This window comes from Subtercola boreus (assembly GCF_006716115.1).
GTDB classification, from domain to species: Bacteria; Actinomycetota; Actinomycetes; order Actinomycetales; family Microbacteriaceae; genus Subtercola; species Subtercola boreus.
The window spans coordinates 364403-378578 of record NZ_VFOO01000001.1; the positions used below are offsets into that span (position 1 = coordinate 364403).

The following is a 14176-nucleotide window of genomic DNA, read 5'->3' on the forward strand; positions in this document are numbered from 1 at the left end:
ACGGGAGGTGAACAAAAGGTTGACGAAACGTTCAGCCCGCGGATGCCCGGCTCAGGCCAGCTGCGGCAGGTGCGTCTCGATGGCGATGATGCCGGAGCCGGGCCTGTCCAGCGACAGGTGCAGCACTGAGAACCCGGCGACGGGCAGGTCACCGGCCCGCGCGAGCGAAGCCTGGCGGGTTCCGCCGGCCGCCAGCCCGACCTCCCGCACGATCTCGGGCAGCACGGGCCCGTGTGCGCAGAGGATGGCACTCCGGAGCTTCCGCACCCGCTTCGAAACCACGCGCCGCACGTCGCTGGTGCCGTCCTCGAAGGCGTCCTGGCTGATCAGGTGCGTGCTCCGGATGCGCACCTCCTCGGCCTCTGAGAACGGCGTCACCGTCTCCAGGCACCGCCTGGCGTCGCTCGCCACCACCACATCGGGCCCGAAGGCGCGGAGCGCCGGCACGATCACGTTCGCCTCGGTGCGGCCGCGGTGGGTCAGCGGCCTCTCGGCGTCCGGCCCGTCGAATTCGGAGCCCGGGATCGTCTTCGCGTGCCGGAGAGCGATCAGCGCGAACGTGCGGGAGACGCCCTGGTCGACGAGGAGCTGGAAGCGCTCCAGCACTTCCACGTCGCGTTCGTAGGTGAGCAGCTTCTTGGCCTTGCGGAGGGAGAGCCACTCGAGCGCGGCCACCTCCTCGTTCGGCTGGAACTCCGCCGTCGCATAGAGCCCCGCGGGCACCTCGGCGGCCCAGTAGTAGACCACCTTGTCGCGGTTGTTCGGCATCGTGTAGCTGGTGACGCCGAGGGGCACGCCGAGGTCGATCGAGAGCCCCGTCTCTTCGAGCACTTCACGCACGGCGGTCTCGGGCAGGGTCTCACCGGGCTCGACCTTGCCCTTCGGCAGCGAGACGTCGTTCCGGAGCGTGCGGTGGATGACCAGGACCTTCACCTTGTCACCGTCGAGGCGCCAACAGACGGCGCCGGCAGCGTAGACCGTCACCGGAGGATGCTCGGTCGCTTGCGACGGGACGTGATGTACATCAGGCGGTCCTGCAGGTCGATCAGCTTCTCGCCATCGTCCTTCAGCGTGTGCCTCGTCCAGCCGCCGTCGCCGTCGAGCCACCACGAGGTCACGGTGTCGGACATGGCCAGCTCGAAGAGAGCGGCCACCTCCTTCAGGTGGTCGGGCGCAACCAGGCGCACCAGGGCCTCGACGCGGCGGTCGAGGTTGCGGTGCATCATGTCGCTCGAGCCGATGTAGACCTGGCGGTCGCCGTTGTTCTCGAAGCAGAAGATGCGCGAGTGCTCGAGGTACCGCCCGAGGATCGAGCGCACTCGGATGTTCTCGCTGAGCCCCGGCACGCCGGGCTTGATCGCGCAGATGCCGCGCACCCAGATGTCGATCGGGACCCCCGCCTGGCTGGCACGGTACAGGCCGTCGATGATCGCCTCGTCGACGATGGAGTTCAGTTTGATCTTGATGCCCGACGGCAACCCGTTCTGCGCATTGGTCGCTTCCTGCGCGATGCGCTTCAGCAGACCCTTCCGGAGATGCAGGGGAGCGACGAGCAGCCGCTTGAACTTCTTCTCGATGGCGTAGCCGCTCAGCTCGTTGAAGAGCCGGGTGAGGTCCTTCCCGACCTGGTCGTCGGCCGTGAACAGGCCGAAGTCCTCGTAGATGCGCGACGTCTTCGGGTTGTAGTTGCCCGTTCCGATGTGGCTGTAGTGCTTCAGCTTGCCCTTCTCGCGGCGCACCACGAGCGCGAGCTTGCAGTGCGTCTTCAGCCCCACGAGGCCGTAGACGACGTGCACGCCGGCCTTCTCGAGCTTCCGCGCCCAGGAGATGTTGTTCTGCTCGTCGAACCGGGCCTTGATCTCGACCAGGGCCAGCACCTGCTTGCCGGCCTCTGCGGCGTCGATCAGCGCCTCGACGATCGGGCTGTCACCCGAGGTGCGGTAGAGCGTCTGCTTGATGGCGAGCACGTCGGGGTCGGCCGCTGCCTGCTCGAGAAAGGCCTGCACACTCGTCGCGAACGACTCGTACGGGTGGTGCACCAGGATGTCCTGCCGCGCGATCGCCTTGAAGATGTCGGGCCGGGCGTTCGGCTCGGGCGGCAGCAGGTAGACGTTCGTCGTCGGAACGTGCTTCGGGTACTTCAGGTCGGGCCGGTCGATCTTGCTCAGCTCGAAGAGCCCGCCGAGGTCGAGAGGGCCCGGGATGCGGTACACCTCCTGCTCGGTCACGTCGAGCTCCCGAACGATGAGACCGAGGGTCACGTCATCCATCGCCTCGGTGATCTCGAGCCGGATCGGCGGACCGAAGCGCCTCTTCAGAAGCTCCTTCTCGAGGGCCTGGATGAGGTTCTCGGTCTCGTCCTCCTCGATCTCCACGTCTTCGTTGCGGGTGACGCGGAACACGTGGTGCTCCAGCACCTCCATGCCGGGGAAGAGGTGGCCGAGGTGGTTCGCCATCAGGTCTTCGAGGCTGATGAAGCGCACATCCCTCGTGCGCTCCTTCGGGTCGACCCGCACGAAGCGGGGGAGCACCTGCGGCACCTTCAGGCGCGCGAACTCCTGACGGTCGCTCTTGGGGTTGCGCACGCGCACCGAGAGGTTCAGCGAGAGCCCCGAGATGTAGGGGAACGGATGCGCGGGGTCGACGGCGAGCGGCATGAGCACCGGGAAGATCTCGTCGCTGAACACCTCGGTGAGGCGGTCGCGGTCTGCCTGCCCGAGGGACTCCCACTCGACGATGTGGATGCCCGCGTCATCCAGTGCCGGCTTCACCAGCTCCTGGTAGGCCGCCGCGTGACGCGCCTGCAACTCGTGCACAGCCACCGAGATGTCGTTCAGCACGTCCTGCGGGCCGCGGCCGATGTTCGTCGGCACCGCGAGCCCGGTGACGATGCGGCGTTTCAGCCCGGCCACCCGCACCATGAAGAACTCGTCGAGGTTCGAGGCGAAGATCGCGAGGAAGTTCGCGCGCTCAATGACCGGCAGCGACGGATCCTCGGCCAGTTCGAGCACCCGCCGGTTGAAGGCGAGCCAGCTCAGTTCACGGTCGAGGTAGCGCCCCTCGGGCAATGCGGGGTCGTCGGGGTCCTCGATGAGCTCGAAGTCGTCGTCGAGGTAGTCCGCACCCACGCCGGCATCGAGGGTGATGTTGTCGTCATCCATCCCCACATCATGTCACTCAGCGGCGATCGCCGAAGGTAAACGAGGGGTGAACGGGGCTCCGGGCGCAGTCAGCGGCGGGCGTACTGCACGTCGACGGTGTGGTCGGCAAAACCGAGGCTGCGGTAGAGGGGTACGGCGGGGCCGTTGCCCTCCTCCACGTAGAGGGCCGCGACCGTGCATCCGCGGGCTGCAAGCCGGGCGAGGCCGCGCTCCATCAGGGCCCGGCCGAGACCCCGGCCGGCGTGGGCGCTGTCAACTCCGATGACGTAGATCTCGCCGATGCGCGTGCCGTCCTGTTCCGGTTCTTCGACCTTGAGCCAGTTGTAGCCGACCATCGTGCCCTCAGCGTCCCGCGCGAGCAGGAAGTCGTCGGCCACGAACCACGGCTCGGCACGGCGGGCGGCGAGGTCGGTCTCGGTCAGCTTTCCCTGCTCTGGATGCCCGGCGAACACCCGCGCGTTGAGGGCGACCCAGTCGGCGCTGTCGCGGCCGGCGTCGAAGGTGTCGAAGGTGACACCCGGGGTCTCGGCGGGGGTGCGGGCATCCTGGCTCGCTGCCAGCGGCATCCGGAGCTGCAGCAGCCGCCGCACCGGCTCGAAGCCGTGATGCTCGGCGAGGCGCCGGGCGCCGGGGTGGTCGCCGTGCGCCCAGGCGAGCGTCGGAGCGGGGAACGCGCCCACGAACGGCTCCAGCACCCGCAGCAGCACCGAGCCCGTGCGGGACGTCAGCACGTGCTCGGCCAGCGCACCGCCGACACCGCGGCCCCGGGCATCCGGATCGACGACGAGTTCGAGCGTGTCATCGGCGACGGCTGCAGCACCGACGAGACTGTCGCCGTCGTGGGCGAGCACCATATGGTTGGTGCCGGCCTTCAGTTCCAGGCGGGTCTGGTCGTTGAACGCGGGCTGGCCATCCACCGTCGCGGCGTGCTCGAGCAGGGCCTCCAACGCGGCCAGGGAGGCCGCGTCGGACGGGTCAAGCGTTCCGAGCCTGGGCGAGGCGCTCATTCTCGTCTTCGAAGAAGTTGAAGCGGTAGCCGACGTTCCGCACGGTGCCGATCAGCGACTCGAGGTCGCCGAGCTTCGCGCGGAGGCGCCTGACGTGTACATCCACGGTTCGCGTGCCACCGAAGTAGTCATATCCCCACACCTCGCTGAGCAACTGCTCGCGGGTGAACACCCGGGACGGGTTCAGGGCGAAGAAGCGCAGCAACTCGAACTCCTTGAACGTGAGGTCGAGTGGGCGGCCGTGCACGCGGGCCGAGTAGCTGGCCTCGTCGATCACGACGCCCGAGGCCTGGATCTTCGAGGAGGACTGCTCCTGCACCTGCCGGCCGATGGCGAGGCGGATGCGCGTGTCGACCTCCGCCGGGCCGGCGGACTCGAGCAGCACGTCGGCCGCGCCCCACTCGGCGCTCACCGCGGTGAGACCGCCCTCGGTGAGGATCAGCACGATGGGAACGCCGATGCCCGTGGTCTTCAGGATCTTGCAGAGCGAACGGGCGCTCGCGAGGTCGCGGCGGGCGTCGATGAAGATGAGGTCGCAGTTGGGGGTGTTCACCAACTGGGCGGCCTCCGCCGGGATCTGCCGGGTGCGATGACTGAGCAGGGAGAGCGCGGGCAGTACCTCTTTGTCGACCGCAGAGGTCAGGATCAACAACTGCGCCACAGAGATCCTCCAGATAATGCCTACCCGCAATACTAGCGGCTCGACCTCCGGGCCCGTCGCATCGGGCAGAATGGCCTGATGAGCCTCCTCCTGAAAAGCGCCGCCCCTGTCTGGCTGCTCGCGCTGGCGGGAGCGATCGCCACGGGCATCCTCGCCGATCCGGCCTCGCACCTCGTGTTCCTGGCGGTCATCCTCGGCGGTGTGGTCATCCTCACGTTCGTGGTGCAGCTCGCGCTGTCGCGGCCCGCGGGCTTCGTCGACCGCTGCTCGGCGAGCATCACGGGTTCTGTGGTCATTCTCGCCGTGGCGACACTCGTGCTGGGGTTAAGCCAATAGAATCGGAGCATGAACTATGTGCCCCTCGAAATCTTCTATCTCGGGTTGCTCGGTCTGGCCGGTATCGGTATCGCCTTCACCTCGATCGTGGTCATCCTGAGGCTGTTCCGCGGCCAGCGCTGATCTGCGTTCCCGTGCGCCGAACCGACACGTGTCCGTATTCCCGTCTGGTCGCCCGATGATCGAACTGCCCACCGGCCTGCCCGCCGAAATCGTCCCGCTGTCGTGGCTGATCGGCGTCTGGGAGGGCACCGGTGTCATCGACTACACCATCGGCGACGAGAAGGTCAGCCATGAGTTCGGCCAGCGCGTCAGCTTCAGTCAAGACGGTCTGCCCTACCTCAACTACAGTTCGTATGCCTGGCTGCTCGACGACAAGCTGACGCCGCTCGTCACAGAGATGGGCTACTGGCGCCTGTCGCGGCCCTCGGTCGAGGGCGATCCGGGCCCCGGGATGCTGCCGGGCGCAGACCCCCGCCCCTACGCCAGCACCGAAGCGGTCGAGACCCTGCGGAACGCCGACGACGGCTTCGACATCGAGGTCTCCCTGCTCCACCCCGGCGGAGTCGACGAACTCTACATCGGCCAGGTCAAGGCCGCGCGCATAGACCTTGCGACCGATGCCGTCATGCGCTCCCACTCGGCCAAGGAGTACTCGGCCGCCACCCGCATCTACGGGCTCGTCGGCGGGCACCTGCTCTGGGCCTGGGACATCGCCGCCCTCGGCCAGGACCTCCGCACCCACGCCTCCGCCAGGCTTGCCAAAACCGACTGAGCCACGCTCCACGCACGCCGGACAGCTCCCGGCAGATCGGCTCCACATGACCCCGTCACCCTTCCTCAGCCTCCCGGGCGCCGTCGAGGCATCCGGAGCCGACGCCGGCGTCGCTGCCCACTACGGCAACCCGCTCCGCGAGCAGCGGATGCTCGGTGAGGGCGCTGTCGTCGACCTCTCCTCGCGCGGGGTCGTCTCGGTGACCGGACCCGACCGGCTCAGCTGGCTGGACTCGGTCACCAGCCAGGCGCTCAAACGCCTTGCGCCGGGCGACTCGGCCGAGACCCTGCTGCTGGACCCGTCGGGCCACGTCGAGCACGCCATCCGCGTGTTCGACGACGGCGTCACGGCGTGGTTGCTGGTCGACGGCCCCGAGGCCGCCCCGCTCGCTGCGTGGCTCGACCGCATGCGCTTCATGCTCCGCGTGGAGGTCGCCGACCGCAGTGACGAGTTCGCGACGGTCGGCTGGATGCCCGGGGCCGAGGCTGCGCTCGAACCCTTCCTCGCGGCCCCGAACGGCGTCGCTCTCAGCTGGATCGACCCGTGGACGGAGGTCGTCACCGGCGGCCACCAGTACGCCGACACCGACGAGCATCCTGCCGCCGACTTCCCGTGGCGCGAGTCGCTCGTTCCCCGCGCCGCCCTCGCCGGGCTCGCCGACGTGGTGCGCGCCGGCTCGCTGCAGGTCGCCGGCACGCTCGCGTTCGAGGCCCTCCGCATCGCGGCCTGGCGCCCCCGTTTCAGCACCGAGGCCGATGAGAGGCTCATCCCGCACGAGGTCGACTGGATCCGCTCCGCCGTGCACCTGAACAAGGGCTGCTACCGCGGCCAGGAGACCGTCGCCAAGGTGCACAACCTCGGCCACCCGCCCCGCCGCCTCGTCATGCTGCACCTCGACGGCTCCGACGCGGTGCTGCCCTCGCCCGGCGACGAGGTATTCGTGGCGGACGCGCTCGCCGCCGCCACCGCCGCCTCGCAGTCCGAGGCCGCAACGCCCGCCGCGGCCACCGCCGCCGTCGGCCTGGTCACTGCCAGCGCGCTGCACTTCGAACTCGGACCCGTGGCCCTGGCCATCGTGCGCCGCAGCACCCCCGTCGACGCCACCCTCGCGACCCGCAGCGACGGCATCCTCGTCGCCGCCACCCAGGAGGTCATCGTGCCCCCCGAGGCCGGCGCGGCCGTCGGCCGCATCCCGCGCCTGCCCCGCCTCGGTGCCGTCCGCCGCTGACCCCGCCCGCGTGAGACGACCCGAGCAGCGGTGGGCCGCGCGCCTGCGGGTGCTCGCGCGGGTCGGCGCGAACCGGTCGGCGGGGTCGGCGCTGCCGATCGTGCAGCTGGTCATCGCGGTCGTCGTGTCGTACGCCATCGCGTACTACCTGTTCGGGCACCTCACGCCGGTCACGGCCGCCACGGTCACGCTGTCGAGCCTCGGCTTCGTGCGCGACGCCCGGCCGCTCCGCGTGCTCGAGACCGCGATCGGGGTGACGCTCGGCATCACGCTGAGTGAGGTCATCCTGCTGGTCGCCGGGCAGGGGATCTGGCAGCTCGCGCTCGCGGTGATCATCACGCTGTTCGCCGCACGGTTCTTCTCGCCCGCGCCCGGGTTCGCGATCATCGCGGCGTCTCAGTCGGCGTTGGTCGCGATCCTCCCGGTGGTGGCGAGCGGCCCGTTCACGCGCTCGGTCGACGGCCTCATCGGGGGAGTGGTCGCACTGCTGCTCACGGCGCTGGTTCCCCGGGATGCCCGGCGGGTCGCCCACGCTGACGCGAAGCGGATGCTCGGCACCTTCTCGCGCATCCTGGAACGACTGGTGGAGGAGCTCCGCCGCGGCGACGAGAGCGACATCGGCTCGGTGCTCGACCTCGCCCGCTCGACCCAGCCGCTGATGGACCAGTGGCGCGTCTCACTCGACTCGGCGATCGGCATCGCGAAGATCTCACCGTTCCTCCGGCGGCGACTGCCCGAGCTCGAACGCCAGAATGTGCTGTTGGGCGGGGTCGACCTGGCACTCCGCGACCTGCGGGTGGTCACGCGCCGCCTGCTTGTGGTGATGCGCGACGGTCGCCCCCGGAACGAACTCGCCGACCTGCTGAACGGCCTGGTGAGCGCGGTGAACCTCCTCGGCCAGAGCCTCGACGACCCGCTGGTGCTCCCGCTCGTCCGCCAGAACCTCATCCTCGTGGCTGTGCGCCTCGACCCCGGGATGCTCTTCCCCGGTTCGACCGTGGCGGAGGGTTCGGTCGTGATGGAGCTCCGCCCTCTCGTGATGGACCTCCTCACCGCCACGGGCCTCACCCCCGACGAAGCCCGGGCCGCCCTCCCCGCCCTCTGAGGCCGTTCCAAAGGGTCTCATATCGTGCCGCGCGAGACATCTTGGCGCGATTTGGGTCCCTTCGGCGCGCGGGTGGGGAGGGGCAGGTCAGTCCCGGGCGTAGCCGCGGGGGGCGACGGATGCCCAGGGCAGCGTCAGTTCGCCGAGCCGCCAGCGCGCGGCCGACCCCAGCACGGGCCAGCCCTCCGCGGCGAGGGCGCCCACGGCCGCGACCCAACGCTGTCGCGGTCCGTACACCGAGAGCGGCGCATTGTGCTGCCAGGCCCGGTCGAGCGCGATCAGCAGCGCGTGGATGCTCTCGCCCTCCACATTGCGGTGGATCAGCACCTTCGGCAGCCGTTCCGCCACGATCGACGGCCGTTCGAGCCCCGCGAGGCGGAGCGAGAGCGTGAACGACACCGGCCCTCCGGCATCCAGAGCCACCCAGCTCGACACCCGGCCGATCTCGTCGCAGGTGCCCTCGACGAGGGTTCCGCCGGGGTCGAGCCGCGCGGTCATCCGGTGCCACGCTGCGGGGACCTCGGCTTCGTCGTACTGCCGGAGAACATTGAACGCGCGGATGACCGTGGCCCCGCGCCCGCCCGGCAGGGGTACCTCGAACCCGCCGAGCGCGAAGCCGACCCGGGCGTCCCGCGCGAATCCCGAGCCGGACGTGCCGTCCCTCACAGCGGCCAGCTGTGCCATCGCTGTCGAAACGCGGGAGGGCGAGATCTCGAGCCCGACGACCTCCACCTCGGGGCGCACCCGCGCGAGGCGCTGCTGCAGTTCGAAGGCCGTCACACCGCTGGCGCCGTAGCCGAGATCGACCACCAACGGTGTCGCCGCGCTGCGGAGCGCAGGCAGGGTGGCGATCCAGCGGTCGACGCGGCGGAGGCGGTTCGTGTTGGTCGTTCCGCGCGTGATTTCGCCGATGGGCATGGTTCTAGACTAATTCCATGACTGAGCCCTACACCTTGATCCTGCTGCGCCACGGTAACAGCGACTGGAACCAGAAGAACCTGTTCACGGGATGGGTCGACGTGGGGCTGAGCGAGCAGGGTGTCGGCGAGGCGAAGCGTGCGGGCGAACTGCTGGCCGAGTCGGGCCTCGCGCCCGACGTGCTCTACACGTCGCGGCTCGTGCGCGCCATCGATACCGCGAACCTCGCGCTCGCCGTCGCAGGCCGACTCTGGATCGACGTGAAGCGCTCCTGGCGCCTCAACGAGCGCCACTACGGCGCCCTCCAGGGCAAGGACAAGGCGCAGACGCTCGCCGAGTACGGGGCGGAGCAGTTCCAGACCTGGCGGCGCTCCTACGACGTGCCGCCGCCCCCCATCGCCGATGACGACGAGTACTCGCAGCTCGGCGACCCGCGTTACGCAGACCTCGGTGATGCCGTGCCCCGAACCGAGTGCCTGAAGGACGTCGTCGACCGGATGCTGCCCTACTGGTTCAGCGACATCACCGTCGATCTCGCCGCCGGCAAGACCGTGTTGGTGACCGCGCACGGCAACTCGCTGCGGGCACTCGTCAAGCACCTCGACACCATCTCGGACGACGACATCGCCGAGCTGAACATCCCCACGGGCATCCCGCTCGTCTACAGGCTCGACGAGAACTTCGTGCCCATCGAGCCCGCCGTCTACCTCGACCCCGAGGCGGCCGCCGCCGGTGCGGCCGCGGTCGCGAACCAGGGGAACAAGAAATAAGTGTCCGCGGCGAGGCGCCTTGAACAGGCGCCTCGCTCCAAGCGGGGCACGCCGTCTGTCTTGACGCGGAACGAAAGAAGCCCCAGGTCGTCAGGCCTGGGGCTTCTTCGGTTGAACGGGTGGGACTAGCGCACGCCCGAGCCGGTCCACTCGCCGGTCGCGAGGTACTTGACCTTCTTCGCGATGCTGACCGCGTGGTCGGCGAACCGCTCGTGGTAGCGCGACGCCAGCGTGACGTCGACGGTGTTCACCGAGGTGCCGGCCCAGGTCTCGCTGAGCACCGCTTCGAAGACGCTGACGTGCAGCTCGTCGATCCGGTCGTCCTTGTCGCGGATCTCGTCGGCCAGCGCCAGGTCTTCGGTCTCGATCAGGCGGCTGAGCATCTCGGCCACCTCCACGTCGAGGGCGCCCATCTCGCTGAACACGCCGAGCAGGCTGTCTTTCGCGACCTTGTCGGGGTAGCGGTAGCGGGCCAGCTGGGCGATGTGCTCGGCGATGTCGCCCATCCGTTCGAGCGAGGCGCTCATGCGGAGGGCGCTGACGACGATCCGGAGGTCGCGGGCGACCGGCTGCTGCAGAGCCATGATGCTGATGGCGAGCTCGTCGAGATCCGATGCCAGGGCGTCGATCTTGGAGTCCTCGGCGATGACCTGCTCGGCCAGCGCCACGTCGGACTCGTTGAATGCGGTGGTCGCGTTGGTGATGGCGACGACGACGAGACGGCTGATCTCGACCAGTCGCTCCTGAACTTCCCGCAGTTCCTGCTGGAAAACCTCGCGCATGTGTTCAAACCTTTCTGCGGTGCTTCGCTGGTGATCTGGCGCGGTCGCACCGAACAGTGCCGGCCTGCCACGCACGGTGGCCAGAGCGGACATCGCCATTTTGCCCACCCGAGGTTAACGGATGGTGCCGATCTGTTGAACTTCGTGCGACCTGCTGCCCGTGTGGAGACTTCGGAGAGTCCGCCGGCCGCCGGAGTCATTAGTGTAGTCGCTATGGATTCAGGCTTGTTGGTGCTGCTCTCTGTGGCACTCGGCCTCACCGTGGGCTCGGGCTTCGTCTTCGTTCTCTTCGCTGCGGCGAGACGCGGCGACCACGCTGCCACCATCGTCGATCCCTCTGTTCCCGACGGTGTCGACCAGGTCATCGACGCGATCGAGTCGGCCGGTGTGGTGCTCGACGCCTCGAACAACGTGGTGAAGGTGTCGCCGGCGGCGCTGGCCTTCGGCCTGGTCTGGAACCACGGCCTCGTGCATCCGGAGCTCACGCAGATGGTCGACTCCGTGCGCCGCACCGGCGTGCCCGTCTCCCGCGACCTGAGCCTCGCCAGGGGCCCGTTCGGCGACGCCACCATCCACCTCTTCGTACGCGTCGCCCGCCTCGGCAGCCGGTACCTGCTGCTGCTGGCGGATGATCGCACCGAGGCGCATCGTCTCGAAGAGGTCAGGCGGGACTTCATCGCCAACATCAGTCACGAACTGAAGACGCCGATCGGCGCGATCTCGCTGCTCGCGGAGGCGCTGGAGCCCGCGGCAGACGATCCGGCGCAGGTGCGGCGTTTCGCGAAACGGATGGAGACGGAGGCGCAGCGGCTCGGGCGCATCACCCGGGAGATCATCGAACTCTCGAGGCTCCAGGCGGCGGATGTGCTCACCGACGCGACGCTGCTCGACGTCGACACGATCGTCGCCAGCGCTGTCGACCAGAACCACGTGCAGCTCGACACGCACAACGTCACGATCGTGAGCGGCGGTGAGAGGGGCACCGAGGTCTACGGCGACGAAGGGCTGCTCGTGCTCGCCCTCCACAATCTGATCGCGAACGCGGTGCAGTACTCCCAGCCCGGCACCCGCGTCGGGGTCGGCGTGCGGCTGAACGACGGTGTCGTCGAGATCGCTGTCACCGACCAGGGCATCGGCATCCCCGAAGAGGACCTCGGCCGGGTGTTCGAGCGGTTCTTCCGCGTCGACCAGGCCCGCTCCCGCAACACCGGCGGAACCGGCCTCGGCCTCAGCATCGTCAAACACGTGATCGAGAACCACGGCGGCGACATCCGCGTGTGGTCCCAGCCCGGCCTCGGGTCGACATTCACCATCCGGCTGCCGGCGGCGTCCCACGCTGCGGCGGCCTCGTTAGGAGAACCACAGTGATCCAGATCCTCCTCGTCGAAGACGAGATCGCGCTCAGCGAACCACTGGCCTACCTGCTGCAGCGTGAGGGGTACGCCGTCACGGTCGCCGCAGACGGGCCGAACGCCATCGCGGAGTTCAACAGGGGCGGCGTCGAACTGGTGCTGCTCGACCTGATGATCCCGGGCATCCCGGGAACGGAGGTGTGCCGCGAGATCCGCACCCGGTCCCAGGTGCCGATCATCATGCTGACCGCGAAGGACAGCGAGATCGACATCGTGGTGGGACTCGAGCTCGGGGCCGACGACTACGTCACGAAGCCGTACTCGTCGCGCGAGCTGCTGGCGCGCATCCGTGCGGTCATGCGCCGCCGCAGCGAGTCCGCCGAAGTGGGCGAGCCGGTGCTGGAGGCGGGCCCGGTGCGAATGGATGTCGAACGGCACACCGTCGCCGTGAACGGTCGTGACACGCCCATGCCGCTCAAGGAGTTCGAGCTGCTCGAGATGCTGCTGCGGAACGCCGGCCGCGTGTTGACCCGGGGGCAGCTGATCGACCGCGTCTGGGGGTCGGACTACTTCGGCGACACCAAGACGCTCGACGTTCACATCAAGCGCATCCGCTCGAAGATCGAGACGGCGCCGTCTGAACCGGTGCTGCTGGTGACGGTGCGGGGGCTCGGCTACCGGTTCGAGGCGTAGCGGCAGGGTTCCGGATGCCCGGGCAGTCGCTCGCGCATCCGGTGGCCTGACGCCGTTGGAACGGGGCCGCCGTCGGAACCGGGCCGCCGTCGGAACGGGGCCGCTGGCGCTACCGGGCGGTGACTACGGCGCGGGCGTCGGGGTGACGGTCGCCTCGGGGGCGAGCGTCGAGGTCGACGTGGGAACCGGCAGCGGCACGGGTGTCGCCGTCGGGGTCGGAGTCGGGGTCGCCGTCGGCTCGAGGCCGTCGAACTGCTCCCAGTCGCTCGAGAGCACGGGAACCAGCAGTTTGGTGCCGGTCACGCTGCCGTACTGGAAGAACACGGGGAAGAGCTGGCCCACGGTCAGGTCGACGTTGTCGAGGACGAGCCGCTGATCGGTGCTGCCGCCGACGGTGAGGGTGCTGCGCGCGCCGACGAGGGCCACGGCATCCACGCTCTTGCCGGAGGCGTCTTCGTACTGCACGACCACCTGGTGGTCTTCGTCGCCGGTGTTGACGAGCGACACGATCAGGCTGGCCGACGTCTTGTCGTCGCTGATCAGCGTCGCGTTCCGGATAGCGAGGTCGGGCGAGACGTTGCCGTCGACACCGTCGGTGACCTGGCCGATCGACGTGGTCGCCTGGGGGGTGATGAAGGCGCAGCCCGTCGCGCTGACGCCGACGAGTGCGGCGACGAGAATGGATGCCGCGTACCGTGTTCTCACAAAACCCTCCAGGAATACCCGTTCGCCGTCTTCCCGAAGAGGGGATCGGGCGGTGAACCCTTGCGAGTTTAGCCTACCGGTCAGCCCGGCCGATGCCGGTCGGGCAGCCGTCCGCGCACCTGTCCGGCGACCCCCCTTGTGGTAAATTGGTTGGTCTGGAAAGGACGGGCCCACATGCTTTTTGAGGTCGGCGAGACGGTTGTCTACCCCCACCACGGCGCAGCAACGATCACCGAGGTCAGCACCAGGGTCATCAAGGGCGAGGAGCGGGTCTACCTCACGCTCCAGGTGAACCAGGGCGACCTGGTCATCAAGGTTCCGGCCCAGAACGTCGAGCTGGTGGGCGTGCGTGACGTGATCGGCCACGACGGCGTCGACCGGGTGTTCGAGGTGCTCCGCACGCCGTTCACCGAGGAGCCGACGAACTGGTCCCGCCGGTTCAAGGCGAACGGCGAGAAGCTCGCCTCGGGCGACGTCATCAAGGTGAGCGAGGTCGTTCGCGACCTGTGGCGCCGCGACAACGACAAGGGCCTGTCGGCGGGGGAGAAGAGCATGCTCGCGAAGGCCCGCCAGATCCTCGTCTCCGAACTCGCGCTCGCCGAGAAGACCGATGAAGGTAGAGCCTCCGTGATGCTCGACGAGGTGCTCGCGTCCTGACCGTCGCGGTCCGCGCCGCGGCGCGG

15 protein-coding genes are annotated in these 14176 nt (G+C 68.8%); 8 read left to right on the forward strand and 7 right to left on the reverse strand.

Annotated features, from left to right (window positions below):
• Window positions 1–51: 51 nt before the first annotated feature.
• The 4 genes from FB464_RS01770 to FB464_RS01785 form a co-directional block, all read right to left on the reverse strand.
• Complete coding sequence (locus FB464_RS01770) at window positions 52–984, reverse strand: NUDIX hydrolase (protein ID WP_116415385.1); 933 nt, start codon at window positions 982–984, stop codon at window positions 52–54.
• On the reverse strand, window positions 981–3161 hold the full coding sequence (locus tag FB464_RS01775) for an RNA degradosome polyphosphate kinase (RefSeq protein ID WP_116415384.1): 2181 nt from the start codon (window positions 3159–3161) through the stop codon (window positions 981–983). The genes FB464_RS01770 and FB464_RS01775 overlap by 4 nt, the downstream gene beginning before the upstream one ends.
• A 68-nt stretch (window positions 3162–3229) precedes the next feature.
• Window positions 3230–4168 (reverse strand): mycothiol synthase, encoded by a 939-nt coding sequence (gene mshD, locus FB464_RS01780; RefSeq protein WP_116415383.1) that lies wholly within the window; start codon window positions 4166–4168, stop codon window positions 3230–3232.
• Window positions 4137–4829, reverse strand: a complete 693-nt coding sequence (locus FB464_RS01785) for a winged helix-turn-helix transcriptional regulator (RefSeq protein WP_104242648.1) — start codon at window positions 4827–4829, stop codon at window positions 4137–4139. The genes mshD and FB464_RS01785 overlap by 32 nt, the downstream gene beginning before the upstream one ends.
• A 78-nt stretch (window positions 4830–4907) precedes the next feature.
• On the opposite strand from FB464_RS01785, the gene FB464_RS01790 reads away from it, so the two are divergent.
• The 4 genes from FB464_RS01790 to FB464_RS01805 all read left to right on the forward strand — a co-directional run bounded on the left by FB464_RS01790 (window position 4908) and on the right by FB464_RS01805 (window position 8273).
• Window positions 4908–5165, forward strand: a complete 258-nt coding sequence (locus tag FB464_RS01790) for a hypothetical protein (RefSeq protein WP_116415382.1) — start codon at window positions 4908–4910, stop codon at window positions 5163–5165.
• A gap of 178 nt (window positions 5166–5343) precedes the next feature.
• Window positions 5344–5940 carry a heme-binding beta-barrel domain-containing protein gene (locus tag FB464_RS01795; protein ID WP_116415381.1) on the forward strand — a complete coding sequence of 199 codons (597 nt, stop codon included), beginning with the start codon at window positions 5344–5346 and terminating at the stop codon, window positions 5938–5940.
• 46 nt (window positions 5941–5986) lie between these two features.
• A complete protein-coding gene (gene ygfZ / locus FB464_RS01800; protein ID WP_116415380.1) occupies window positions 5987–7168 on the forward strand; it encodes a CAF17-like 4Fe-4S cluster assembly/insertion protein YgfZ in 1182 nt (393 codons plus the stop codon).
• A 10-nt stretch (window positions 7169–7178) separates the two neighbouring features.
• The gene (locus tag FB464_RS01805; RefSeq protein ID WP_142206580.1) at window positions 7179–8273 is read left to right on the forward strand and encodes an FUSC family protein; all 1095 of its coding nucleotides are present in this window, start codon (window positions 7179–7181) and stop codon (window positions 8271–8273) included.
• An 87-nt stretch (window positions 8274–8360) separates the two neighbouring features.
• Here the strand turns inward: FB464_RS01805 and FB464_RS01810 are convergent, their stop codons facing one another.
• On the reverse strand, window positions 8361–9191 hold the full coding sequence (locus tag FB464_RS01810) for a class I SAM-dependent methyltransferase (RefSeq protein WP_116415378.1): 831 nt from the start codon (window positions 9189–9191) through the stop codon (window positions 8361–8363).
• Window positions 9192–9208: 17 nt separating this feature from the next.
• On the opposite strand from FB464_RS01810, the gene FB464_RS01815 reads away from it, so the two are divergent.
• Window positions 9209–9961 (forward strand): phosphoglyceromutase, encoded by a 753-nt coding sequence (locus FB464_RS01815; protein ID WP_116415377.1) that lies wholly within the window; start codon window positions 9209–9211, stop codon window positions 9959–9961.
• A gap of 125 nt (window positions 9962–10086) precedes the next feature.
• Here FB464_RS01815 and phoU read toward each other — a convergent pair whose 3' ends face one another.
• Window positions 10087–10743 (reverse strand): phosphate signaling complex protein PhoU, encoded by a 657-nt coding sequence (gene phoU, locus FB464_RS01820; RefSeq protein WP_116415376.1) that lies wholly within the window; start codon window positions 10741–10743, stop codon window positions 10087–10089.
• 213 nt (window positions 10744–10956) lie between these two features.
• On the opposite strand from phoU, the gene FB464_RS01825 reads away from it, so the two are divergent.
• Both FB464_RS01825 and FB464_RS01830 read left to right on the forward strand, forming a co-directional pair.
• A complete protein-coding gene (locus FB464_RS01825) occupies window positions 10957–12111 on the forward strand; it encodes a sensor histidine kinase (RefSeq protein WP_116415375.1) in 1155 nt (384 codons plus the stop codon).
• Window positions 12108–12788, forward strand: a complete 681-nt coding sequence (locus FB464_RS01830; RefSeq protein WP_116415374.1) for a response regulator transcription factor — start codon at window positions 12108–12110, stop codon at window positions 12786–12788. The genes FB464_RS01825 and FB464_RS01830 overlap by 4 nt, the downstream gene beginning before the upstream one ends.
• A 123-nt stretch (window positions 12789–12911) precedes the next feature.
• On the opposite strand, the gene FB464_RS01835 is transcribed toward FB464_RS01830, so the two are convergent.
• On the reverse strand, window positions 12912–13493 hold the full coding sequence (locus tag FB464_RS01835) for a hypothetical protein (protein WP_116415373.1): 582 nt from the start codon (window positions 13491–13493) through the stop codon (window positions 12912–12914).
• A gap of 174 nt (window positions 13494–13667) precedes the next feature.
• On the opposite strand from FB464_RS01835, the gene FB464_RS01840 reads away from it, so the two are divergent.
• A complete protein-coding gene (locus FB464_RS01840) occupies window positions 13668–14150 on the forward strand; it encodes a CarD family transcriptional regulator (protein ID WP_116415372.1) in 483 nt (160 codons plus the stop codon).
• The last annotated feature ends 26 nt before the right edge of the window (window positions 14151–14176 follow it).

What these genes read in the sequence shown, in the direction of transcription:
- FB464_RS01775 (WP_116415384.1), bottom strand. Translation starts at nt 3,161, where the DNA reads ATGGATGACGACAACATCACCCTCGATGCCGGCGTGGGTGCGGACTAC.
- mshD (WP_116415383.1), bottom strand. Translation starts at nt 4,168, where the DNA reads ATGAGCGCCTCGCCCAGGCTCGGAACGCTTGACCCGTCCGACGCGGCC.
- FB464_RS01790 (WP_116415382.1), top strand. Translation starts at nt 4,908, where the DNA reads ATGAGCCTCCTCCTGAAAAGCGCCGCCCCTGTCTGGCTGCTCGCGCTG.
- FB464_RS01795 (WP_116415381.1), top strand. Translation starts at nt 5,344, where the DNA reads ATGATCGAACTGCCCACCGGCCTGCCCGCCGAAATCGTCCCGCTGTCG.
- ygfZ (WP_116415380.1), top strand. Translation starts at nt 5,987, where the DNA reads ATGACCCCGTCACCCTTCCTCAGCCTCCCGGGCGCCGTCGAGGCATCC.
- FB464_RS01810 (WP_116415378.1), bottom strand. Translation starts at nt 9,191, where the DNA reads ATGCCCATCGGCGAAATCACGCGCGGAACGACCAACACGAACCGCCTC.
- FB464_RS01815 (WP_116415377.1), top strand. Translation starts at nt 9,209, where the DNA reads ATGACTGAGCCCTACACCTTGATCCTGCTGCGCCACGGTAACAGCGAC.
- phoU (WP_116415376.1), bottom strand. Translation starts at nt 10,743, where the DNA reads ATGCGCGAGGTTTTCCAGCAGGAACTGCGGGAAGTTCAGGAGCGACTG.
- FB464_RS01825 (WP_116415375.1), top strand. Translation starts at nt 10,957, where the DNA reads ATGGATTCAGGCTTGTTGGTGCTGCTCTCTGTGGCACTCGGCCTCACC.
- FB464_RS01840 (WP_116415372.1), top strand. Translation starts at nt 13,668, where the DNA reads ATGCTTTTTGAGGTCGGCGAGACGGTTGTCTACCCCCACCACGGCGCA.